19 protein-coding genes are annotated in these 22,887 nt (G+C 71.1%); 13 read left to right on the top strand and 6 right to left on the bottom strand.

Annotated features, from left to right (window positions below; genetic code table 11):
• Positions 1 to 70: 70 nt before the first annotated feature.
• A complete protein-coding gene (locus ACFE76_RS08245; protein WP_375431264.1) occupies positions 71 to 1,171 on the top strand; it encodes an NADH:flavin oxidoreductase/NADH oxidase in 1,101 nt (366 codons plus the stop codon).
• A 74-nt stretch (positions 1,172 to 1,245) separates the two neighbouring features.
• On the opposite strand, the gene ACFE76_RS08250 is transcribed toward ACFE76_RS08245, so the two are convergent.
• Together ACFE76_RS08250 and ACFE76_RS08255 are read right to left on the bottom strand one after the other, a co-directional pair.
• Positions 1,246 to 3,270, bottom strand: coding sequence for an ABC transporter ATP-binding protein (locus ACFE76_RS08250; RefSeq protein ID WP_375431265.1), 2,025 nt, complete (start codon positions 3,268 to 3,270; stop codon positions 1,246 to 1,248).
• 114 nt (positions 3,271 to 3,384) lie between these two features.
• Positions 3,385 to 4,854 (bottom strand): metallophosphoesterase, encoded by a 1,470-nt coding sequence (locus ACFE76_RS08255; RefSeq protein ID WP_375431266.1) that lies wholly within the window; start codon positions 4,852 to 4,854, stop codon positions 3,385 to 3,387.
• 235 nt (positions 4,855 to 5,089) lie between these two features.
• On the opposite strand from ACFE76_RS08255, the gene ACFE76_RS08260 reads away from it, so the two are divergent.
• From ACFE76_RS08260 to ACFE76_RS08270, 3 genes are all read left to right on the top strand, one after another.
• The gene (locus ACFE76_RS08260; protein ID WP_375431267.1) at positions 5,090 to 5,632 is read left to right on the top strand and encodes a DUF3592 domain-containing protein; all 543 of its coding nucleotides are present in this window, start codon (positions 5,090 to 5,092) and stop codon (positions 5,630 to 5,632) included.
• A 75-nt stretch (positions 5,633 to 5,707) separates the two neighbouring features.
• Entirely contained in the window at positions 5,708 to 6,580 is an 873-nt protein-coding gene (locus ACFE76_RS08265; protein ID WP_375431268.1) for an ABC transporter permease, read from the top strand.
• The gene (locus tag ACFE76_RS08270) at positions 6,555 to 7,370 is read left to right on the top strand and encodes an ABC transporter ATP-binding protein (protein WP_375431269.1); all 816 of its coding nucleotides are present in this window, start codon (positions 6,555 to 6,557) and stop codon (positions 7,368 to 7,370) included. The genes ACFE76_RS08265 and ACFE76_RS08270 overlap by 26 nt, the downstream gene beginning before the upstream one ends.
• A 13-nt stretch (positions 7,371 to 7,383) precedes the next feature.
• Here the strand turns inward: ACFE76_RS08270 and ACFE76_RS08275 are convergent, their stop codons facing one another.
• Both ACFE76_RS08275 and ACFE76_RS08280 read right to left on the bottom strand, forming a co-directional pair.
• Positions 7,384 to 7,779, bottom strand: coding sequence for a VOC family protein (locus tag ACFE76_RS08275; RefSeq protein ID WP_375431270.1), 396 nt, complete (start codon positions 7,777 to 7,779; stop codon positions 7,384 to 7,386).
• A 52-nt stretch (positions 7,780 to 7,831) separates the two neighbouring features.
• Positions 7,832 to 8,221: a hypothetical protein gene (locus ACFE76_RS08280; RefSeq protein WP_375431271.1), complete on the bottom strand. Its 390-nt coding sequence runs from the start codon at positions 8,219 to 8,221 to the stop codon at positions 7,832 to 7,834.
• Between the two features lie 187 nt (positions 8,222 to 8,408).
• Here ACFE76_RS08280 and ACFE76_RS08285 point away from each other — a divergent pair, with 187 nt between their 5' ends.
• Positions 8,409 to 9,461, top strand: coding sequence for an LCP family protein (locus ACFE76_RS08285; protein ID WP_375431272.1), 1,053 nt, complete (start codon positions 8,409 to 8,411; stop codon positions 9,459 to 9,461).
• A complete protein-coding gene (locus tag ACFE76_RS08290) occupies positions 9,461 to 10,810 on the top strand; it encodes an MFS transporter (RefSeq protein ID WP_375431273.1) in 1,350 nt (449 codons plus the stop codon). The genes ACFE76_RS08285 and ACFE76_RS08290 overlap by 1 nt, the downstream gene beginning before the upstream one ends.
• Positions 10,811 to 11,127: 317 nt before the next feature.
• Here the strand turns inward: ACFE76_RS08290 and ACFE76_RS08295 are convergent, their stop codons facing one another.
• Complete coding sequence (locus ACFE76_RS08295; RefSeq protein WP_375431274.1) at positions 11,128 to 12,666, bottom strand: CCA tRNA nucleotidyltransferase; 1,539 nt, start codon at positions 12,664 to 12,666, stop codon at positions 11,128 to 11,130.
• Positions 12,667 to 12,740: 74 nt separating this feature from the next.
• On the opposite strand from ACFE76_RS08295, the gene ACFE76_RS08300 reads away from it, so the two are divergent.
• The 7 genes from ACFE76_RS08300 to trxA all read left to right on the top strand — a co-directional run bounded on the left by ACFE76_RS08300 (position 12,741) and on the right by trxA (position 22,213).
• Positions 12,741 to 14,954: a DUF6049 family protein gene (locus ACFE76_RS08300; RefSeq protein WP_375431275.1), complete on the top strand. Its 2,214-nt coding sequence runs from the start codon at positions 12,741 to 12,743 to the stop codon at positions 14,952 to 14,954.
• Positions 14,947 to 18,834 (top strand): murein biosynthesis integral membrane protein MurJ, encoded by a 3,888-nt coding sequence (murJ, locus tag ACFE76_RS08305; RefSeq protein WP_375431276.1) that lies wholly within the window; start codon positions 14,947 to 14,949, stop codon positions 18,832 to 18,834. Before ACFE76_RS08300 ends, murJ begins: the two co-directional genes overlap by 8 nt.
• Positions 18,831 to 19,484: an RNA polymerase sigma factor SigM gene (gene sigM, locus ACFE76_RS08310; RefSeq protein WP_375431277.1), complete on the top strand. Its 654-nt coding sequence runs from the start codon at positions 18,831 to 18,833 to the stop codon at positions 19,482 to 19,484. Before murJ ends, sigM begins: the two co-directional genes overlap by 4 nt.
• Positions 19,484 to 19,963, top strand: coding sequence for a hypothetical protein (locus ACFE76_RS08315; RefSeq protein ID WP_375431278.1), 480 nt, complete (start codon positions 19,484 to 19,486; stop codon positions 19,961 to 19,963). The genes sigM and ACFE76_RS08315 overlap by 1 nt, the downstream gene beginning before the upstream one ends.
• Positions 19,964 to 20,112: 149 nt before the next feature.
• On the top strand, positions 20,113 to 20,646 hold the full coding sequence (locus tag ACFE76_RS08320; protein WP_375431279.1) for a hypothetical protein: 534 nt from the start codon (positions 20,113 to 20,115) through the stop codon (positions 20,644 to 20,646).
• A 105-nt stretch (positions 20,647 to 20,751) separates the two neighbouring features.
• Positions 20,752 to 21,795, top strand: coding sequence for a thioredoxin-disulfide reductase (trxB, locus tag ACFE76_RS08325; RefSeq protein WP_375431280.1), 1,044 nt, complete (start codon positions 20,752 to 20,754; stop codon positions 21,793 to 21,795).
• Between the two features lie 94 nt (positions 21,796 to 21,889).
• On the top strand, positions 21,890 to 22,213 hold the full coding sequence (trxA, locus tag ACFE76_RS08330) for a thioredoxin (protein ID WP_375431281.1): 324 nt from the start codon (positions 21,890 to 21,892) through the stop codon (positions 22,211 to 22,213).
• Between the two features lies 1 nt (position 22,214).
• On the opposite strand, the gene ACFE76_RS08335 is transcribed toward trxA, so the two are convergent.
• Positions 22,215 to 22,805, bottom strand: coding sequence for an ANTAR domain-containing protein (locus tag ACFE76_RS08335; RefSeq protein WP_375431282.1), 591 nt, complete (start codon positions 22,803 to 22,805; stop codon positions 22,215 to 22,217).
• Positions 22,806 to 22,887 lie beyond the last annotated feature (82 nt).

A 22,887-nucleotide genomic window follows, 5' to 3' on the forward strand; every position in this document is an offset into this window, starting at 1 on the left:
CCGCCGTGGCTGTGACCTGCGCCACCGATCGGTTCGGAATCGGCCTCCCGTGCGGACGGTTCAGGTCGGTATGGCTTTGCTCTTCGAACCTCTGACCCTGCGCGACCTGACCCTCAACAACCGTGTCTGGCTGGCGCCGATGTGCCAGTACTCGGTCATCGCCGAGGACGGCGTGCCCACCGACTGGCACCTGGTGCACCTCGGCGCCCGCGCCCAGGGCGGGTTCGGACTCATCATCACCGAGGCGACCGCCGTCACCTCCGAGGGCCGGATCAGCCCGCAGGACACCGGGATCTGGAACGACGCCCAGCGCGACGCGTGGACCCGGATCGTCGACTTCGTGCACACCCAGGACGCCGCGATCGGCATCCAGCTGGCGCACGCCGGCCGCAAGGGCTCCACCTACCGCGGTTTCCCGGGCGAGGCGACGGGCTCGGTCCCCGCCGAGACCGGCGGCTGGACCACCGTCGGCCCGTCGACGGAGGCGTTCGCCGGCTTCACCGAGCCGCAGGCGATGAGCACCGACGCCGTCGCCGAGGTCGTGGCGGCGTTCGCGGACGCGGCCCGACGCGCCGACGAGGCCGGCTTCGACGTCGTCGAGATCCACGGCGCGCACGGCTACCTCGTGCACCAGTTCCTCTCCCCGCTCTCCAACGCGCGCACCGACGGCTACGGCGGCAGCTTCGAGAACCGGACCCGGCTGCTGATCGAGATCGTCGACGCCGTCCGCGCCGTCTGGCCGGTGGGCAAGCCGGTGCTGGTCCGGCTCTCGGCCACCGACTGGACCGAGGGCGGCTGGACGCTGGCCGACTCCGTCGCCCTCTCGACCCTGCTCAAGGACCACGGCGTCGACCTCGTCGACACCTCCACCGGCGGCAACGTGCTCGCCGACATCCCCGTCGGGCCCGGCTACCAGGTGCCCTTCGCTGCGGCCATCCGCGCTGAAGCGGCTATCCCCACCGGCGCCGTCGGGCTGATCTCGAGCCCGCAGCAGGCCGAGGACGTGCTCGCCACCGGCCAGGCCGACGTGGTGCTGCTGGCCCGGGCGGCCCTGCGGGAACCGGCCTGGCCGCTCCGCGCCGCCGCCGAGCTGGGGCTGACCTGGCGCGACGCCCCGTACCCCGCCGCGTACACCCGCGGCAAGTGGGACGACGTCCTCACCCCCGCCTAGTCCTCAGCGCTCAGCAGCGCTCGCTCACGCGTCCCGAGCCTGTCGAGGGGCGCGTTCCTCCAGCCTTCGACGGCTCAGACCGAGACGTCCGCGCGAACGAGGTCTCGGGCCGCGCAGACGGTCTTGCCGTCGCTGTAGCGGACGCCGTCAGCGAACCGGGCCTCGACGGCCCCGTCGCCGAACTGCTCGGTGTAGAGCCGGCGGTAGAGGCCACCGGCCGCCAGCAGCTCGGCGTGCGTGCCCTGCTCGACCAGCTCGCCGTCCTCGAGGCCGAAGATGACGTCGGCGTTCTGGATGGTCGAGAGCCGGTGGGCGATCGCGATCGTGGTCCGACCGTGGGTGGCGCGCTCGAGCGCGTCCTGGACGAGGCGTTCGGTCTCGGTGTCCAGGGCTGAGGTCGCCTCGTCGAGGATCAGCACCCGCGGGTTCATCAGGAACACCCGGGCGATGGCGAGCCGCTGCTTTTCCCCGCCGGACAACCGGTACCCGCGCTCACCGGTCACCGTGGCGTAGCCGGCCTCGAAGCCCTGGATCCGCTCGTGGATGTTGGCGTCACGGGCGGCCTGGTGGATCTCGGCGGCGGTCGCCGCGGGGCGGGCGTAGGCGATGTTGTCGTAGATGGTGCCGTGGAACAGGTACGGCTCCTGGGTGACCATGCCGACCGTCTCCGCGAGCGAACCCAGCGTGGCCTCGCGGACGTCGACGCCGTCGATCAGCACCGCACCCTCGGTGACGTCGTAGAACCGCGGCACCAGGTAGGTCATCGTCGTCTTGCCCGAGCCGGACGGGCCGACGATCGCGGCCAGCTGGCCCGGCTGCACGCTCAGGCTGAGTCGACGCAGCGTCCAGCCGTCGCCCGGTGTCCGTTCCTCCTCCGGCTCGGATCGCTCTGACCGAGGCGGCCCGGCTTCGGCCACCGGGGCGAAGCGGGGTGCGTCGGTACGCCCGCCGCTGAGCGCGCGCGGTTCGGGATAGCGGAACCAGACGTCGCGGAACTCGATGGCGCCGCCCGAGGTGCCCGTCGCCAGCGCGGTGGCGCCCGGCTTCTCCTGGATGGCCGGCACCAGGTCGAGGTACTCGAAGATCCGGCGGAACAAGGCCAGCGAGGTCTGGACGTCCAGCGTCACCCGCATCAGCTGGATCAGCGGCATCTGCAGTCGCGCCTGCAGGGTGGTGAACGCGACCAGCGTGCCGGCCGTCAGCCCGCTGCCGCCGCCGAGCCGACCGGTGATCATCAGCCCCGCGAAGAGATAGATCAGCGCGGGGGTGATGGCGAAGAACGTCTGCACCAACGCGAAGAAGGTGCGCCCGGTCATGGCCTGCTCGACCTGCAGCTTGGTCTGGCGCCGGTTTTCCTCGCGGTAGCGCGCGACCTCGGAGTCGGCTCGGTGGAAGACCTTGGCCAGCAGGATGCCCGAGACCGAGAGCGCCTCCTCGGTGATCGCCGCCATCTCCGACAGCGACTCCTGGGTGCGGCGGGCGAGCCGTTGCCGACGCCGGCCCACCCGGACCTGGACGGCCACGAAGATCGGCATCAGCACCAAGGTGATGATGGTCAGCTTCCAGGAGAGGAAGATCATCGCCACAAACGCCGAGATCACCGTCACCGAGTTCTGCAGGATCGTGGTCGCGGTGTCGGTCAGCACGGTCCGGACGCCGCTCACGTCGTTGGCCAGCCGTGACTGGATCGCCCCGGTCTTGGTGGCGGTGAAGAAGGCCAGCTCCATCTTCTGCAGGTGGGCGAAGAGGGTGCTGCGCAGGTCGGCCATCGCCGAGTTGCCGATGGTCGCGGTGAGCAGGTTCTGGCCGATCCCGATCAGTGCGGTGACCAGCGGGATCACGCACAGCCCGGCCACCAGCCAGCCGAGCAGCCCGAGGTCGGCCTGACCGCCGGCGACCGGGAAGAGCGCGTCGTCGAAGACAGCCCTCGTCAGGAACGGCGCCACCGAGCTCAGCACGGCCGAGGTGACCACCGCGACCGCGACCAGCACCATCTTGGCCTGGTACGGGGCCAGCAGCCGCGCGATCCGCGTCAGCACCGGAGCGGGGACGGAGATCTCGTCCCCCACGTCCGGAGCCGGTACGGCGGCCGAAGTCATGGCCCGACCTTATGTCACCCCCCAGATCGAGCGGGGACGCGCGAAGCGGCAGGCCACCGGCCTGCCGCTCGCGCGAGACGTCCTCCTTTCGCACTGTGTTCCCGAGGTGATGTCTCAGTCGAAGTCCATGTCGGTGATCTTCTCGTCGTACTCGTGCCAGCTCCGGCCGCTGAAGGGGGCGTAGATGGTGGAGGAGACGGTGTCCTTGGCGGTGTCGACGGTCAGCATCCGGACCGGGTTGGTCTGGCCCTCGTGGAAGGTGGTCAGGAACGAGTGGATCTTGTTGCCGTGCACCCCGGTGTCGACCCGGGACTTCTTGGCGTAGCCGACGTGGCCGGAGAAGACCATCTTGATGTTCGGGTACTGGCTGACCAGGTGGTCGTAGATGTACTGCGGTGAGGTGTCCCCGTAGCCCTGGCTGTCCTTGGCGATCGTGGCCTTGCTGGACAGGTAGTAGTGGGTGGAGATGATCACGTTCGTGTCGGGGTGGGCGGCCACGACCTTGGCTGCCCAGGCGACCGCGGCCTTGCGGGGGCAGAACTCCAGGGTCAGCACCATCCACTTCTCGCCGCCCGCCTCGTAGGTGGCGTAGACGTTGTCGATCTTGCCCGGCTCGAACGCTCCGGACACGTCGCCGAAGTCGGTGGCGGTGAAGTAGTGGTTCAGCGTCCGGGTGTCGCGGACCTGCTCCCAGGTCTTGCCGCCCCGGGCGCTGCCGCCGACGCCGGTGGCCATCGTGTCGTGGTTGCCCACCGCAACCGTGTAGGGGATCTGGTTCGCGGTGAGGACGTCCATCCCAGCCTTGGCCCGCTGGTACTGCTCGTGGGCGTCGGTGTCCCAGTTGACGAGGTCACCGGTCTGGGCCGCGAACGCCACCCCCTGGCTGTTCAGCCAGCGGTTGCGGGCCGCCAGCCGGGTGTCGTTGGACTGCAGCACCTCCATCTGGGTGTCGGGGATCACCGCGAACGTGAAGACGCTCGACTGGTTCGGCTTGGTCGGGGCCGGCGGGGTCGGGCCGGGCGGGGCCGGGGTCGGCTTGGTGGGGGTCGTGGTGGCGGTCGAGGCCACGTTGAAGTTGGTCTTCTCGGGCGTCCAGCCCGCCGCGGTCAAAGCGCTGGCCTCGGCGGCGGTCGGCGCGAGCCGGTGCAGGCCGCCCTTGACCAGCCGGGGCACCGCCTTGGTGCAGGAAGAGCCCGCGGACGCGACGTAGAAGCGGACGCCCTGGTCGACGTAGCCGTGCTTCTTCGTCGCCGAGGTCACCTCGCTCGTGCTGGTGGTGTAGAGGAAGTCCCGGTTGGCCTTGGCGTAGAGGCGGTGCACCCCGACCAGGCCCGGAGCGGCGGTGGTCGAGGCCCGGAAGGCGGTGCCCTTGGCGGTGAAGCCCTGCTTGGTGGCCTTGGTCACCTCGTCGGCCCACGGGGAGAACAGGCTGGCCCCGTCCGAGCCGACGGCCTCGTAGACCGCGTCGTCCAGGGCCGCGCACGCCGCGTTCGGGGCTGCGGTTGCCACCTGGGTGCCAGTGCCAGCTCCGGCGAAGAGGGCGATGGTGGTGCCGGCCGCGGCCAGCAGGGCGATCTTCTTCATGAGCAACCTCGGGTCGTGAGGCCAGATCTCCAGCAGATCCAGCGATGTCGAACCCCGAGTGGCTCAACCATCGCCAGCCGGACCCGGTCGTGACAACGCCCTTCAGGACAGTCGGGACTTTCGCCTGCGGGAAACCGCACAACGTGCCCGAAAGCCCTCGGGAAGGCCATGACCTAAGCCCGGCGCAGGTCGGGACTTAGGGCCCGGACCGGGCTCGGCGCACTAGGATCCGGGGATGACGTGGCTGCGCTTCCCGCGGGTGCTCGGGCTGCTGATCGCCGTCTACCTGTTGGCCATGGGCCTGCTGTTCGCCAACTTCTCCGCCCGGAACGCCGCTTTCGTCCGCGGTGCCGCCACCACCTCCGGCACCGTGGTCGCGCTGGTGCCGCGGGCCGCGGCCGGTTCGACCCGGGAGCCGAGCCCGACCGTACGGTCCATGCCGCTCGCCCCGACCGTCCGCTACACCGTGGCCGGGCACACCTACACCTACACCGCCGCGCACGGCCGGTACCGGCAGCGGCTACGGGTGGGTGACACCGTGGCGGTCCGCTACCTGCCCGCCGACCCTGGCCAGGCCCGGCTGGAGGGCGAGGACCGGGTGCTGATCCCGCTGCTGGGGATCGCGTTCGGGCTGGCGGCGCTCGGGGTGCTCGTACTGCTGTTGCTCACCCGGCGGCTGGGTCGCGCCGGTCCGCGTCCGGCCGCGCGCACCGAGGTCACGCGTACAACGGACCAGGGGACCGAGCGTGGCAGACTAACGACCCGACCGACCCGCTGAGTCCTTCCGACCGCCGAGCACGCGCCCGACGCGACTTCCAACCCGAGCAGGAACGCCCATGAACCCGGTGCTGCGATGACGGCCCTCCGTGAGAGCGAGTCGGACTTCGAGCCGATCTACCACCACTACGGTCCCCACCGGGCCGGGCTGCCGCCGTTGGTGAAGTACTTTCGTGAGCTGTGGGCCCGCCGGGAGTTCGCCACTGAGCTCAGCCGCTCGACGATGCGCAGCGCCAACACGTCCACCTTCTTCGGCCAGGCGTGGCTGATCTTGAACCCGCTGCTGCTGGCCGCGGTGTACTACCTGCTGGTCACCATCATCCGCAACCGGCACGACCCGTCGTTCTTCACCCACCTGCTGCTGACGCTCTTCGCCTTCCACCTGGTGTCGACCTCGATCAACAGCGGCTCGCGGTCGGTGACGACGTCGGGAAAGCTGCTGATCAACACAGCGTTCCCGCGGCTGCTGATCCCACTCTCGGCGGTGCGGACGGCGTTCTTCAGCTTTCTGCCGACGATCCCGCTCTACTTCGTCTTCCACCTCATCCTGATGCCGCGGCAGTGGGGCTGGACGATGCTGTTGTCGGTCTACTTCCTGGGCTGCCTGATCGTCTTCTCGATGGGCCTGGCGGCCTTCTTCGCCACCCTCCAGGTGTACTTCCGCGACACGTCCAGCTTCTTGCCCTACTTCGTCCGGATCTGGATGTACCTGTCGCCCGTGCTCTGGCTGCCCGACAGCATCACCAACTTCTCGAAGCCGATCCTGAGCCTCATCCAGTTCAACCCGCTGTACTCGATGCTCGGCGGCTACGCCGAGTCGGTGCAGGAACTGAACGTCCCGCCGCTCTACATGTGGGTCACGGCTGCGGTCTGGGCGCTGGCCTCGGCCGCCATCGGCTTCTTGTTCTTCATCTCGAGGGAGCGTGAGTTCGCTGTCCGTCTCACCTGAGACCACGTCCGCCACCGAGGTCAGCCCGCTCGCGGTCAAGGTCGAGGACCTCTCGATCACCTACCGGACCACCTTCGAGCGCAAGCCGACGCTGAAGCAGGCGCTGGTCCGGTTCGGTCGCGGTCAGCGGGCCGTCCGCGAGGTCCACGCGCTCAAGCACGTCAGCTTCGAGATCCGTACCGGGACCGCACTCGGCATCATCGGCTCCAACGGCGCCGGCAAGTCCACCCTGATGCGGGCGCTGGCGGGTATCCTTCCGCCGACCAGCGGCTCGGTCGAGGTCTGGGGCAAGGCCAGCACCCTGCTCGCGCTGGGCGTCGGGTTCAACAAGGACCTGTCCGGCCGCGAGAACATCATCCTCGGCGGCCTCGCCTCGGGCCTGTCCCGGCGTGAGGTGGAGGAGCGGGCCGACGACGTCGCCGAGTGGACTGAGCTGGGCGACTTCATCGACATGCCGATGCGGACCTACTCCTCGGGCATGTCGGCTCGAGTCGGCTTCTCCGTTGCGGTGCACATGAAGCCCGACATCTTGATGATCGACGAGGCGCTGTCGACCGGTGACGCGAAGTTCCGCGAGAAGGCCAACGCCAAGATGGCGGAGCTGCGGCAGAGCGCCCGGGCCATGTTCCTGGTCAGCCACGGCCTCGGCAACATCAAGGAGATGTGCAACGACGTCCTCTGGCTCAACCAGGGCCAGCTGATGATGCGTGGCGAGCCCGAAGAGGTCGTCGATGAGTACATGAAGTTCGTCAAGGTGAAGCAGACCGCGAGCACCGACGAGGACATCTGAGGCTCGTTCAGGCTCAGGTGAACGACGTGAGCTGGATCAGGTTGCCGCAGGTGTCGTCGAGCACCACTGTGCGGACCGGGCCCATCGCGGTAGGCGGCTGCACGAAGACCACCCCTCGGGCCGTGAGCTCCTCGTAGGTCGTCTCGACGTCGGCGACCGCGAACGAGGTGAACGGGACACCGTCCGCCACCAGGGCCTGCTTGAAGACCTGGGCGGCGGGATGAGCGTCCGGCTCGAGCACCAGCTCGACGCCGTCCGGGTCGGCCGGGCTGACCACGGTCAGCCAGCGGTACTCCCCCATCGGGACGTCGTTCTTGGCCTCGAAGCCGAGCACGTCGGTGTAGAAGGCCAACGCCTTGGCCTGGTCGTCGACCAGCACGCTGGTCAGGTTGATGGTCGGTCCGGGCATCCTGGTCCTGTCTAGGCCAAAGGCTTGTCGGTCAACGGTGGTGCGTCCGTGGTCATTCGGCGGCCAGCCGCCAGGCCAGGAAGTCGCTGAGTGAGCCGGACTCGCCGTCGCGGCCGCCCTTGCCCACGACCAGTGGTGGCGGGCTGGGCGTCAGCTTGACCCCGGTGAAGCGCTCGCGCAGCCCGCCCGGGACCGTCAGCACGTAGTACGAGCCGTCGTCACCGATGGCCAGGCTGTGGTTCTTGCGCAGGTACCAGCCGACCTTGTCGGTCTTGACTGACTGGCCGGTGTAGAGGGTGGCCCGCAGCGGTTCGGTCGGCAGCCCCCGGGCGCGGGCGTCGGCCACGAACTCCTCGATCAGCAGCTGGGCCCGCTGGGACTCGCCCCGCTCCTGGGCCGCGGCCAGCTCGGCGCGGCGGGCAGCTTCCTCGGCACGGCTCACGCGCCCACGGTAGCCCCGGCGGCTCGAGGTGTGACGCGCGCGACCCTGGTTTCGACCCCGAGCGAGGCTGACCGGGCTCTAAGAGAGCTGCTCGGTCGTTCTGGGGGTTGATATCCAGGGGCGCTGAACCACGGCACCGACCGCGCGCCGCCGCATAGACTGCGCGTGCTTCTCCAGCAGAGGACCCATGACCGACACCCCGGCGCCCGACGCCAGCTCCTCCGACCCGTCCGGGGCCAGCCCGGCCGGGCCTCGTCGTCGTGCCCGCCGCCGCTGGCCACGGGTCCTGATCGCGGTGGCCGCCCTGCTCGTGGTGGCCGTCGGAGCCGCCGGCGTGTACGCGTACACGATCGACCGCCGGCTCACCGACAACATCACCCGCGGGATCGACCTGCCCGGCGACAACCCCACCGGCAGCGGCGAGTCGGCGCGGCCGAGCGCCCAGCCGCAGGAGACGGGCACGCTCAACTACGTCCTGCTGGGCTCTGACAGCCGCGACCCCGACAACGACGGCAACGGTCGCAGCGACAGCATCATGGTCGTCCACCTCAACAAGGCGCGGAACAAGGCCTACATCGTCTCGTTCCCCCGCGACATGTACGTCGACATCCCCGGCCGCGGCAAGGACAAGATCAACGCCGCCTACTCCTTCGGCGGGCCGGCCCTGACCGTCCGCACCCTGGAAGAGCTCACCGACGTCCGGATGGACCACGTCGTGCTGGTGGACTTCGAGGGCTTCATCGGGCTGACCGACGACCTCGGTGGGATCAGCGTCACCAACAAGACCGCGTTCAGCTCGCACGGCTTCGACTATCCCAAGGGCAAGATCACCATCGCCGGCAAGAAGGCCCTCTGGTTCGTCCGGGAGCGGCACGCGTTCCCCGAGGGCGACCTCGACCGGGCCGAGAACCAGCGCAACGTCATCAAGGCGATCGTGGCCAAGGGCCTGAGCGCCGACGTGATCGCCGACCCGGCCCGCTTCACGACGTTCATCGGCAACCTGGCCAAGCACGTCACCGTCGACAACAGCCTCTCCGACGCCGACATCCGCAGCACCGCGGTGTCGTTGCGGCTCACGAGCAAGAACATCGAGCTGCTGCAGGCCCCGCTGTCCGGCTTCGGGACCGCCCCCGGCGGCCAGAGCATCGACGTCGTGGACACCGCCCAGATGGCCGAGCTGGCCAAGGCGCTCAAGGACGACACGATGGATGACTACCTCAAGAAGTACCCCAAGGGCTGATGGAGCTCCTCCGCAGCCTCCGTCGGCTCTGGCGGCACCAGCTGTTCCGTCGGTTGCTCGCGGTCCGGGTGGCGACCCAGTCCTGCGACGGGCTGCTGCAGATCGCGCTCGCCTCGTACGTGCTGTTCTCCCCCGAACGCCAACCCGACGCCCGCTCCATCGCCGTGGTGCTGGCCATCACGCTGCTGCCGTTCTCGGTGCTGGGACCGTTCGTCGGCGTGGTGCTCGATCGGGTCCCGCGTCGGCAGGTGCTGGTGGTGGTGGACTTCAGCCGGGCGCTGCTGGCCCTCGGCCTGGCCGCCGTGGTGGCCACCGGGCTGCGGACGCCGGGTATCGAGACCCTCTTCTACGGCGGTGTGCTGCTCGCGATGAGTCTCAACCGGTTCCTGCTCGCGGCCCTGTCGGCCTCGCTGCCGCACACCATCGACGAGGGCGAGTACATGGTCGCCAACTCCGTGGTGCCCACGATCGGCCCGGCCGGCGCGGTGATCGGCGTCGGGGTCGGCACCGGACTCAGGCTGTTGCTGGGCCAGTCGATGCCCGACTACACGGCCAACGCCGTGCTGTTCGCGGTCGCCGCCGCCGGCTTCGTGCTCAGTGCGAGCCTGGCGCTGCGGATCGGCCGGACCGCCCTCGGGCCGGACGTCGGCACGGCGGGCGAGCAGGGTCCGACGCGGGCCCGGGACGTGCTGGTCGGTCTGACCGAGGCCGTCGCGCACCTGCGCCAGCGCCGCGAGGCCGGGCTGGGGCTGCTCACCATCGGCGCGCACCGGATCGTGTACGGGATCGTCACCGTGGCGACGATCCTGGTCTACCGCAACTACTTCCACACCCTCGACCAGGTCGACGCGGCCCTGGCCGACCTCAGCCTGCTGGTGGTGGTCACCGGCGCCGGCTTCGTGGTCGCCGCCGTCGTCACCCCACCGATGACCGCCCGGATCGGCGTCCGCCGCTGGATGGTCCTGTGCCTGGTGGCCTCGGCGGTGTTCCAGCTGCTGCCCGGGGCGATCTACGCCAAGGGCCCGCTGCTGGTCGCGGCCTTCCTGCTCGGCGTGACCGCGCAGAACATCAAGATCTGCGTCGACACCCTCGTCCAGGCGCACGTGGCCGATGAGGTCAAGGGCCGGGTCTTCGTCCTCTACGACATGGTCTTCAACGTCGCCCTGGTCGCCGCCGCGGTGATCGGTGCCGTGATCCTGCCGACGGACGGCAAGTCCGTGCTGATCCTCGTGCTGCTGGCCGGCTGCTACCTGCTGACCGCGGTGGTCTTCGCCCTGGTCAGCCGCGGACTGAGCCTGGACGAGGGCACCGAGTCGCTCCGCGCCGAGCGCGCCGTCACCGCCCCCTGAACGAACGCGTCCCGAGCCAGCGCAACCCCTTCGGGGCCTTCGACAGGCTCAGGGCGCGTGGCTGGCCTTCCGCGTCCCGAGCCAGCGCAACCCCTTCGGGGCCTTCGACAGGCTCAGGGCGCGTGGCTGGCCTTACGCGTCCCGAGCCAGCGCAACCCCTTCGGGGCCTTTGACAGGCTCAGGGCGGGTGGCTGGCCTTCCGCGTCCCGAGCCAGCGCAACCCCTTCGGGGCCTTCGACAGCCTCAGGGCGCGTGGCTGTCCTTACGCGTCCCGAGCTCGTCGAGGGCCCCGAAGGGGTTGCGCTGAGTCTCAGGGCTCAGGCCTGCTGCTCGGCCCACCAGGAACGCAGGGCGGCCTCGGCACGGTCGGGACCGAGCGGGCCCTCGTCGATCCGCAGCTCGAGCAGATAGCGGTAGGCCTGGCCCACGAGCGGCCCGGGCGGGATCTGCAGCAGGTCCATGATCTGGCGGCCGTCCAGGTCGGGGCGCAGCGAGGCGAGCTCTTCGGAGGCGGCCAGCTCGGCGATCCGGGCCTCGAGGTCGTCGTACGCCGCCCACAGCCGGGCGGCCTTGGCCCGGTTCCGCGTCGTGCAGTCGGCGCGGGTCAGGATGTGCAGCCGTTCCAGCTGGTCGCCGGCGTCGCGCACGTAGCGGCGGACGGCGGAGTCGGTCCAGACCCCGTGTTCCCCGTCTGTGGTGGCCTCCTCGCCCGGTCCGTAGCCGTGGAACCGCAGGTGCAGCGTGATCAGCTCGGTCACCGCCGCGATCTGGTCGCTGGAGAAGCGCAGCGCGGTCATCCGCTTGCGGGCCAGCTTGGCGCCGACCACGTCGTGGTGGTGGAAGGACACCTTGCCGCCCGCCTCGAACTTGCGGGTCGCCGGCTTGCCGATGTCGTGCAGCAGCGCGGCGAGCCGCAGCACCAGGTCGGGTCCAGCCGGCTCGGTCGCCTCAGCCGGGGTCAGCCGGTGCTCCAGCTCGATCGCCTGCTCGAGCACGATCAGGCTGTGGTCGTAGACGTCCTTGTGCCGGTGGTGCTCGTCGCGCTCCAGCCGCAGGGCCGGCAGCTCGGGCAGCACCCGCGCGGCCAGGCCGGTGTTGACCAGCAGGTCGAGGCCGGGGCGCGGCCGATCGGCGAGCAGGGTCTTGCTCAGCTCCTCACGCACCCGCTCGGCCGAGATGATGTCGATCCGGCCGGCCATCGCCGTCATCGCCGCCGTCACCTCGGGCGCGGGGGTGAAGCCCAGCTGGGCGGCGAACCGCGCGGCGCGCATCATCCGCAGCGGGTCGTCGCTGAACGAGGTCTCCGGCGTGCCCGGCGTCCGCAACACCTTCGCCGCCAGGTCGTCCAGGCCGCCGAACGGGTCGCAGAAGCGGAGGTCGGGCAGCGAGACCGCCATCGCGTTCACGGTGAAGTCGCGGCGGACCAGGTCGTCCTCGAGGGTGTCGCCGAAGGCTACGGCCGGCTTGCGGCTGTCCGCGGCGTACGCATCGGAGCGGAAGGTGGTCACCTCGACCAGCCAGCTCACGGCCTGTCCGGCGGAGCCCGCGCCAGGGTCAGGCCCGTCCACCACCTGGCAGCCGATGGTGCCGAACTCCTTGCCGATGGTCCAGACCGACGGCGAGAAGGAGCGCAGCAGCGCCTCGACCTCGTCCGGCCGGGCGGAGGTGGTGAAGTCCAGGTCAGAGCCCAACCGGTTCAGCAAGGCGTCCCGCACGCTGCCGCCGACCAGGTAGATCTCGTGCCCGGCGTCGGCGAACAGCTGACCGAGCCTGTTCGCGACCGGGGTGACGCGCAGCAGCTCGGACAGGCCACCGGCCTGGACCGCGTTCAGCTTGGCTCGAGACACGTGGGCCAACTCTACGCCGAACGCATCCGGGCTCCCGTCCGTTGGGCGGCCGTAGGATGACTGAGGTGAGGAGGCCAGCGCGCATGACCGTGCTGCGCGTCCAGCCTCTCAGGGTGCTGGTCGCCTTGCTCGCCGGACTGGCCGTCGTGCTGGGCGTCGGACCCAGCCCGTCCGCCTCGGCCGCCGAACCCGAAGCCCTGGTCAGCATCACCCTCACCACGCTGACCCCGTCCTTGCCGGCCCGGGACGGCACGATCACCGTCACCGGACGGGTCACCAACGTGACGAAGGAACGGCTGTACCGGCTGCAGGCCATCTTCTGGCGTGACCAGGGCCCCATCACCACTCCGGAAGGGGTCGAGCAGGCGCTCGCCTCAGAGTCGAACATGCCGCTGGGGAACCGCGCGTCCGACTACTACGACGACCTCTACACCGCCGACGACCCCTACCTGGAGCCAGGCGCGTCGGCGACCTTCACCTTGACCGCCCCCGTGGCCAGCCTCCAGCTCTCCCCCACCGACGGCGTCTACCTGATGGGCGTGCACGTCCTGCAGAACGGCGTCCCGGTCGCCGTGGGCCGCGCCCGGACCTTCGTCCCCGTGCTGGCGGACGAGCCAGCAGGCCGGCTGCAGCTGACCTCGCTGGTGGTGCTGAGCTCACAGCCGTCCCTGCTGCGCCGGGGCGTCCTGGTCGATGACCACCTCGCCGACGAGGTGCGTTCCGGCGGCCGGCTGGACGAGCTGTTGAGCGCGGCCGACAGCGCGGGGACCAGCTTTGCCGTCGACCCGGAGCTGGTCGAGGAGCTGACCACGATGAAGGACGGCTACACCGTCCAGACCGGCGACGGACCGGCCACCACCGGCACGGGCCGTGCGGACGCCATCCGGTGGCTGAGCCGGTTCGCCTCGCTGCAGGCCACCCGGGACGGCTTCCGGCTGCTCTACGGTTCCCCCGACCTCGCCGCGCTCGTCCACTCCGGCCAGAGCTCGTTGCTGACCGACATCGTCGACGCCGGCCGCCGGATCAGCGCGACGGCGTCCCTGCCGCTGCTCGTGCTGCCCGCTGGTGGGTACGCCGACGAGGCGACCGTACGAGCCGCCGAGCAGCTGCGTCCGGCGGCGATCATGCTGTCCGACGCCTCCGCGCCCGGCGACAGCCCGCTGCTCGCCGGCCTCAGCACCGGCTCCGGGAGCGCCGCCCCGATCGTGCGCTACAGCAACGGTTCCTCCGGCGGCGGTGGTCCTGGCCCGGACCCGCGGACGACGCCCGTCCAGCTGCGCCAGCGCGCCCTGGCCGACAGCTGGGTGGAGGCCACCGCGGCCGGCTCGTCGGCCACCCAGGGTCGCGTCCGGTTGATCACCAGCACCGCGCAGGTCCAGGGCGACGACCCCGGCGTCGCCGCACCCTGGGTCACCCCGAGCACCCTCGGGGCGCTGCTGACCGGCCGCCCCGCCCGATGGGACCAACAGCTCGTCTATCCCGACACCGCGGTCGCGGCCGAGCTGACCATCGGTGAGCTGGGCAGCCTCCGGACGTTCGCGCGCCGGACCGCCACCTACGCCGAGCTGCTCGTCGACGGTGACGACGCCATGGTTGACGGCCAGGCCGCCGTCGCCCGGATGGCCAGCGCCGCCTGGCGCGAGCACGACCGCGAGCGCCGGCTGCTGCTGGCCCCGCAGCAGGCCGCGCTGGACGCCGTGCTGCTCGACGGCATTCAGATCAGCAGCAGCCCCAAGTTCACCACGATTGCTCGGGAGGGGTTGGAGTTCCCGATCACCGTGAAGAACCTGCTGCCGGTCGACCCCGACGACGAGGAGGTCAACGCGGTCAACCTCACACTGGTCTTCGTCTCCGACCAGGAGCGCCGCCTCGCCGTCAAGCCCCTGAGCTTCCGCGAGGTCGCGGCCGGGACGAACGTCACGAAGAACGCGCAGGTCACTGCACGCGCGAACGGCACGGTCCCGGTCAAGGCCCAGCTGCAGACGGCGGACGGGACGCCGGTCGGTCGGCCGCTGACCATCGACGTCCGGGTCACCCAGAACGGCACCACTGGCTGGGCGATCGCCGGCGCAGCCATGGTCGTCTTCCTCGGCGGCACCGCACTGCGGATCCGACGAGTCGGCCGGATCCGCACAGCCGAGGCGGCCGCGGCGGCCGGCGAGCCGGACGGGCCGTCCGCCCTGACCTCGGCGCCGCCCGCCGACGCCGAACGGCTGGAGCAGAGCCACCTCGACGGCGCTCCGCCGTCGACCACCGACCGGGTGCTGCCCGAGGACCGGGAACGCTTCGATGCCTGACACCTCGACCTCGGCGGTCGACCCGACCCTCGAGAACCCAGGACGTGACCACCCAGGGCTCGACGACCCGACCGAAGAGCGCCCGGCCGTCACCGACACCGGTTCCGGCCGGACGTCCCGGCTGATCTCGGCCAGTGCCCTGATGGCCGGCGGCACGCTGGTCTCCCGGCTCCTCGGCTTTGCCCGGCTGTCGCTGCTGGCCTTCCTCTTCGGCAACGCGACCCGCCAGGCCGACATGTTCACCGTCGCCAACACGGTGCCGAACAGCATGTACATCCTGCTGGCCGGCGGCGTGCTCAACACGGTCCTGGTGCCCCAGATCGTCCGCGCCATCAAGGGCGACCCGGACGGCGGCACGGCCTACACGAACCGGATCATGACCGCAGGCCTGCTCGCTCTCGGCCTGATCACGGTCGTGCTGACGTTGGCCGTACCGCTGGTCATCGACCTCTACTCCGCCGACGGCTGGAAGAGTCCCGCGCTGTCGAGCCAGTACCACTCGATGGTCGTGCTCGGCTACTACTGCATGCCGCAGGTCTTCTTCTACGGCGTGCACGTGCTGGCCGGGCAGGTGCTCAACGCCCGGGAACGCTTCGGCCCGATGATGTGGGCGCCGATCGCCAACAACGTGATCTCGCTGGCGGTGCTCGGCATCTTCCTCGTCGTCTTTCAGCGGACCGACCCGGGCCGCGCGTTCACCTCCGGCCAGGAGCTGTTGCTCGGGCTCGGCTCGACCCTCGGCATCGTCGCCCAGGCGGCCGTCCTGGTCCCGTTCCTGCGCCGCGCCGGCTACCGGTTCCAGCCCCGGTTCGACTTCCGGCACACGGGGCTGGGCAAGACGTTCGGGCTGGCCAAGTGGACCCTCGGCTACGTGCTGGTCACCCAGGTGGCGCTGGTGGTGGTCAGCAAGCTGGCGACCGGCGCCACCGTCCGGGGCGAGGGGGCCGGGCTGCTGGTCTACTCCAACGCGTACGCGGTCTGGATCCTGCCGCACTCGCTGATCACCTTGTCGCTGGCGACCGCGATGCTGCCCGCAGCATCGGCGATGGCCGCGACCGGCGACCTGGACGGGGTGGCGCGGGAGACGATGCGCTCGCTCCGGCTGGCCCTGACCGCCCTGCTGCCCGCCTCGGTCGCGTTCCTCACCCTCGGGGTCCCGATCGCCCGGGTGCTCTTCGGCTTCGGCCGTGGCGGGGAGGACGTCGCCTACGTGGGCTGGGCGCTGATGGCGCTGGGAGTCGGTCTCGTCCCGTTCACCATCCAGTACGTCTGCCTGCGCGCCTTCTACGCCCTCGAGGACACCCGGACCCCGTTCTTCCTGCAGGTGGTGATCGCCGGCGCCAACGTGCTGCTCGGGCTGGCCGCGGTGGCGATCGTCGACCGGCCCACGCTGGTGGCGGCCGCGCTGGGGCTGGCCTACTCACTCGCCTACGTGGTGGGGATCGGCCTCTCCTTCGCCCGGTTGCGGCGACGGCTGCCGGCCCTGGACGCGGTCGAGCTGCTCGAGCACTGCGTCCGGCTGCTGGTCGCGGTCACGCCGGCGGCCGTCGTCGCGGTGCTAATCAACTGGCTGCTGGTCCGGGGACTGGCCGGGCCGGGCGGGGACTCCCAGCTCGGTCGGGCCGTCGCTCTGGCGGTCGCCGGGATCGCCGCGGTGGTCCTGTTCCTGGTGGCCGCCCGGCTGCTCCGGGTCACCGAGGTGAGCGCGATCATCGCCACGGTGTCGCGACGTGGCGGCAGCGGGGGCGGCGGCGGCGCACCTCACGATTCGGCAACCTCCGGCGGTTCAACCCCTGCAGAACCGCCGGCGCCACCTACGATCGAGCCACCAATCACCGCCGGCCCGGCGACCCAGCCACCGACCGGCACGAACGAGAACGCTGACCGCATGACTTCCGCCGCAATGACCCGTACGGACCTCCGTCGGGAACTGAACGGAACCGACCCGGCGGGCGAGGCTGATCTGGGGGACGCCTCGCCCAACGCCGCGGACCGGGTGACCGCACCGGTCACCCGCGCCGCATCGCTGCCTGCCGGCACGGTGCTCGGTACCCGTTACCGCCTCGAAGAGCTGCTGGCCGTCTCGGAACCGGCCATCACCTGGCGAGCGTTCGACCAGGTGCTGTCGCGGTCGGTGCTGGTGCACCTGCTGCCGCCCGGGGACGAGGCCGAGCCCGACCTGATGGCTGCGGCCCGGCGTGCGTCCGTGGCCACCGACTCCCGCTTCCTGCGGGTGCTGGACGCCGTCCCGCAGCCCCGGACCGAAGACCAGCGCGCCGCCTCGGGCGACGACCCCGACCTCGGCTCCTACATCGTCTGCGAGTACGCGACCGGCCAGTCGCTCGAGTCGATCCTCACCCACGGCCCGCTGTCGGCGCTCGAGGCCGGCTGGGTCGTCCGTGAGGTCGCGGACGCGCTGTCGGGGGTGCACAGCCTCGGCCTGCACCACCGCCGGATCAGCCCCGAGACCGTGATCATCACCCCGACCGGCGACGTGAAGATCGTCGGCCTGCTGATCGAGGCGACGCTGCGACCGGCGCGCGCCTCGCGGGCAGCCTCGGCCCGGCTGCAGCAGGCTGCGCACGACCCTGAGCTGCTCGACGTGCTCGACCTCGGTCGGCTGCTCTACGCCGCCCTGGTCTGCCGCTGGCCGGGCGGCCCCGCGTACAGCCTGCCCGACGCCCCGATGGTCGGCCGGCACTGGATGTCGCCGCGCCAGGTACGCGCCGGGGTCTCGCCGGCGCTCGACAACATCTGCGACCAGCTGCTGGGTGACCAGCCGCGGCACCGCGCCAGCCCGATCACCACGGCGAACGCTCTGGTCGACGCGCTGACGAAGGTGCTCGGCGCCGCCGACGCGTCCGGTGACCTCGAACGCCGGTTGCGGCAGCCGATCCCGAAGGTCGGGGCGGCGACCAACCGCACCTCCGGACCGGTCTCGACGCTTTTGGACCAGCCGACCGAGCTCACCCCGGTCGTCCTGGACGACCGTCCCGGCGACACCGCGGTCCGCTCGTACGGCCTGGCCGGCCCGCACACGCCCGCCGCGGACGCCGCGCCGCTGCGGATCAGCCGACCGGTAACCGACGGCGGCCCGAGCGAGACCGGGCTCAGCGGGGCGGGGGCAGTCGGGGCGGGGGCAATCGGGGCGGGGGCGACCGGGGCCGCTGGGACGACCGTCGTCCGTGCCCCGGTACCGAGCCAGCCGGCCCCGCACCGGGTCCGGCCGCCGCACCCGCCGCGCCGCTGGATCGCCGTGCTGGTGATGCTGATCGTGCTGCTCACCGGTGTCGGCCTGGTGGCGGCCCTGGTGCTGGACAACCAGCTGAGCGCCGCCCCCGACCCGGGGCCGCAGGCCACCCCCGCCCGGTCGACGACGAGCAGGGCCACCACGGCACCGCCCGCCTCGACCACCGTGCCGATCGTCGCCGCTCGGGACTTCGACCCCCAGGGCGCCGACGACAAGCGCGAGAATCCCGACGAGGTCGGCCGCGCCTACGACGGCGACCCGGCCACCCGGTGGCGGACCGTGGCCTACATCGGCAACCCCAAGCTGGGCGGCCTCAAGCGTGGGGTCGGCCTCGTGCTCGACCTCGGCTCGGCCCAACCGGTCAGCTCGGTCACGGTGACCCTGAGCGGAGACGGGACCGACGCCGAGCTGCGGGTACCCGAGGACGACCCGGCCACGACGACCAAGGCCCCGCTGAGCTCGGACAGCCAGTGGCGGGTCGTGGCCAAGCAGTCCGACGCCGGCCGGACGGCCGCCCTGGTCCCGAAGGCGCCGGTCAACACCCGGTTCGTGCTGGTCTACCTCACCTCGCTGCCGAAGGAGGATGAGCGCTACCGCGGCGGGATCAGCGAGGTCGTGGTCCGCCGGTGAGCGCCGGCCCACCCGCCGTCGCCCGAACCCCACCCCCCACCTCGGCCGCCTCCGGGACCCCGCCTGCCGCGAGTCCCTGCGACCCTGAGCCGACCGACGCCGAGCTGCTCCGTCGCCACGTCGACGGCGACCCGGACGCGTTCGCCATCCTGGTCGGACGGCACGCCGACCGGCTGTGGGCGGTCGCCCTGCGCACCGTGCGCCACCCTGAGGACGCCGCGGACGCGCTGCAGGACGCCTACCTGTCGGCGTTCCGCCGAGCGGCCAGCTTCCACGGCGAGGCGCAGGTCACCACCTGGCTGCACCGGGTGGTGGTCAACGCCTGCCTCGACCGGTTGCGGGCCCTCAAGGTCCGGCCGGTCGACCCGCTGCCGGACGACCTGGACCGCGACCCCGACCTCGGCGCCACCCCCGACGACCCGGCGGTCGCATCCCAGGAACGGACCGACGTCGCCGTCGCGCTGGGCCGGCTCAACCCCGACCAGCGGGCGGCTCTGGTGCTGGTCGACATGCAGGGCTACTCGGTCGAGGAAGCCTCCCTCATCCTGGGCTGCGCTCCCGACACGGTGAAGAGCCGCTGCGCCCGCGGTCGGGTCCGACCCGCGCCGCTGCTGGCCGACCTCGCGCCCGTCACCGGACGTGAGCGCTGATGAGCGCCCCACTCGAGCTCTCCTACGTCTGGCAGCCCCCGGTCCTGTTCACCTCGGTCGGCGCCCTGATCTGCATCGCTGCCGTCGCCAGCACCCGGCCCAACGGCTGGGCATCGGTCATCGCCGTCCTGGTGGCTCTCTGGATCGGCATGCTGGGGTTCATCTGGACCCGCACCCGCGCGTACCTGAGCGTCGAGGGTTCGCGGCTGACGGTTCGCCGGGTCCGGCGGCTGCACACGTTCGAGGGTGAGCAGCTGGTCCGCGTCCGGCAGTACCTGACCCGTCCTGGACCCTGCTACCGGTTGGTCGTCCGGGAGGCGGACGGCCGTCAGCACAGCTATGCCGCGCCCGTCGCGCTGCTGACGACGGGCCATTCGACCCTCTTCGGCTGGATACTGGCCCGAGCCCCGCAGGCGGAGCTGGACCGTGGCTCGACCCGCACGCTCGACCAGCTCCGTGTCCGAGGACTGGTCGGATGAGACGACCTCGCCGACGGGGCCGAGGACCTGCTCGACCTCGACCGGACGGCACGGATCCAGGCACACCTGGACGGCTGCCTGGTCTGCCGGCGGTCCTCAGCCACGCTGACCTCGGTCTCCACGGCGCTCGCCGCCGCGCCGTCCCCCGGATGCCAGCTGCGGTCGCCCACCGGCTGCAGTCGGTGGTCGCCCAGGAGTCCGCCCGCCGCCAGGCCGCAGCCGCCGAGCCGGCCTCCAGCCCCCGCACCCCCCGGCGGGCCGTCACCCTCGGGCACTTCGGTGCGGACCGTCACCGAACGCCGGGCTGGCGCCGCTGGGTACCTGTCCTCGCGGCGGCCACGGCGGCCGCAGTCCTCGGCTGCGGCGGCTACGTGATCAACGCCACGGCCGGCCTCAACGAGCCTCCGGTCGTGGCCGCGGCCATCAACACCGACGACCTCGCCGCCCAGGCTGCGGGCCTCGAGCAGAGCCGCGACCTCGACCCGCACCGGTTCTCCAACGCCTGGTTCTGCGCCCGATCGGTCGCCCGCGGCCGGATCACCGGGCTGGCCGCCGCCCGCGTCGACGGCTCGCCCGCACTGCTGGTCTACACGCACTCCGCCGGGGCCGACCTGGTCACCGTGGTGACCGGCTGCGGAGCGCTCCAGCCGTCCGCGATCGCCTCCGCCCCCATCCCGCGCTGACCTCCACCGGGTGCCCACCGAGGCGGAATAGCGAACCAGCCGGACCGGTTGAGGCGGGGTAAGGTTTCGGGCCTCAGCGCCCGCGGAGAAGTGAGGAAGCAAGCGATGAGCAACGACGTGGTCGAGTCCGACACCCCGGTACGCGACCTGATCATCGTGGGCAGTGGCCCGTCGGGCTACACCGCGGCCATCTACGCCGCCCGCGCCGACCTGTCGCCGCTGGTCTTCGAGGGCTCGATCACCGCCGGCGGTGCGCTGATGAACACCACCGAGGTCGAGAACTTCCCCGGCTTCCCCGCCGGCATCATGGGCCCCGAGCTGATGGACAACCTGCGCAGCCAGGCCGAGCGCTTCGGCGCCGAGCTGGTCAGCGAGGACATCGTCTCGATGGACCTGACCGGTGAGATCAAGACGGTGACCGACGGCTACGGCAACCAGTTCTCCGCCCGGGCCGTCATCCTGGCCACCGGCTCCAGCTACCGCAAGCTCGGCCTGCCCGATGAAGAGCGGCTGTCGGGCCACGGCGTCTCCTGGTGTGCCACTTGCGACGGCTTCTTCTTCCGCGACAAGGACATCGCCGTCGTCGGCGGCGGCGACTCCGCAGTCGAGGAGGCGACCTTCCTCAGCCGCTTCGCCAAGACCGTCACCCTGGTGCACCGCCGCGACACCTTGCGCGCCAGCAAGATCATGGTCGCCCGTGCCGAGAAGGACCCGAAGATCCGGTTCGCCTGGAACTCCGCCGTCACCGCGATCTCGGGCGACAAGTCCGTCAGCGGCATCACGCTGCGCGACACCGTCACCGGCGCGGAGCGCGAGCTGGCCGTCAGCGGCCTCTTCATCGCCATCGGTCACGACCCGCGCTCAGAGCTCGTCCACGGTCAGGTACACCTGGACGGCGAGGGCTACGTGATCACCGACGGCACGTCGACCCGGACCAACCTGCCCGGCGTCTTCGCCGCTGGCGACCTGGTCGACCACACCTACCGCCAGGCCATCACCGCCGCTGGCACCGGCTGCTCCGCCGCACTGGACGCCGAGCGCTACCTCGCCGACCTCGACGACCTCGACGTTCTGGACGGAGGCGGCGCTTCGCGCCAACACGCCGTGCTCGCCGCGGCGCACGCCCAGCTGACGGGCGCCGGCAGCTGACCCCGCGCGAGCGTCGGACCGGGGCGAGCGCAGCAATACTGTCAGTGCCCTCCGCCACACTGAACTTCACGTCCCGCAACCGTAGGAGAACCGCATGAGCACCGTTACCGACGTTACCGACGCCGACTTCAGCGAGGTCGTGCTGAAGTCCGACCTCCCTGTGGTGGTCGACTTCTGGGCCGACTGGTGCGGTCCCTGCAAGCAGGTCGCCCCGATCATCGAAGAGCTCGCCCACCAGCACGGCGACAAGGTGCGGTTCGTCAAGATGGACACCAACACCAACCCGGTGACCCCGGCGAACAACCATGTCCTCGGCCTGCCGACCATTCAGGTCTACGTGGGTGGCGAGCTGGTCAAGGCGTTCAAGGGCGCGAAGTCCAAGTCGGTGCTGCTGAACGCGCTGGAGGAGTACCTCTGATCTAGTCGTCGACGCTCGCCCGCGTCTCGGTCGGTGCGGCCCACGGCCCCGCCAGCAGGCGACGCGCGTGGTCGATCAGCTCGGTACCCGTCGCCTGGGCCTGGAAGATCAGCTCGGTCAGCGCGTCCTCAGGATCAGTACCGCGGGAGATCAGCACCCCCTGCGCCTGGTTGACGACGGTGAACTCGGCGAGACCGGTGAGCCCGGACGCCAAGGGGGCCGGGGGCAGGTCGCGGTCCAGCTCGACGTCAGGGCCGGCGAGCAGGCTCGCCACCTCGTCGCGGCGGTCCTGGCGAGCGGTCCAGCTGAGGTCAGCCGCGAGATCGACGAGCGCGCCGGCCTGCCGGGCGTAGAGCGTCAGGGTCGTCGAGGTCGCTCCGGCGACGCTCGCCCACCGCAGTGACGTCATCACCGACCCGACCTCGGCGTCCTCCAGGGTCGCCAGGACGACGGGGGGACCGCCGAGATCCATGGTGAGGTGCAGGCCGACGAAGGACGGAACGGCTTCGGACAGAGTCCGCTCCAGCTCGGTGAGACCACCGGCCAGGTCGTCGCTGACGTCGGTGTCGAGCACGAGGTTGTGCAGAGCCACCAGGGCTGCTGATCGTGAGCTCACGGAATCGGTCCAAGGAAGCGGGTCCGCCCGCCGGATCATCACGCAGGAATCAGCCCTC

Origin of the sequence: uncultured Friedmanniella sp. (assembly GCF_964244005.1) — a bacterium.
Lineage (GTDB): Bacteria > Actinomycetota > Actinomycetes > Propionibacteriales > Propionibacteriaceae > Microlunatus.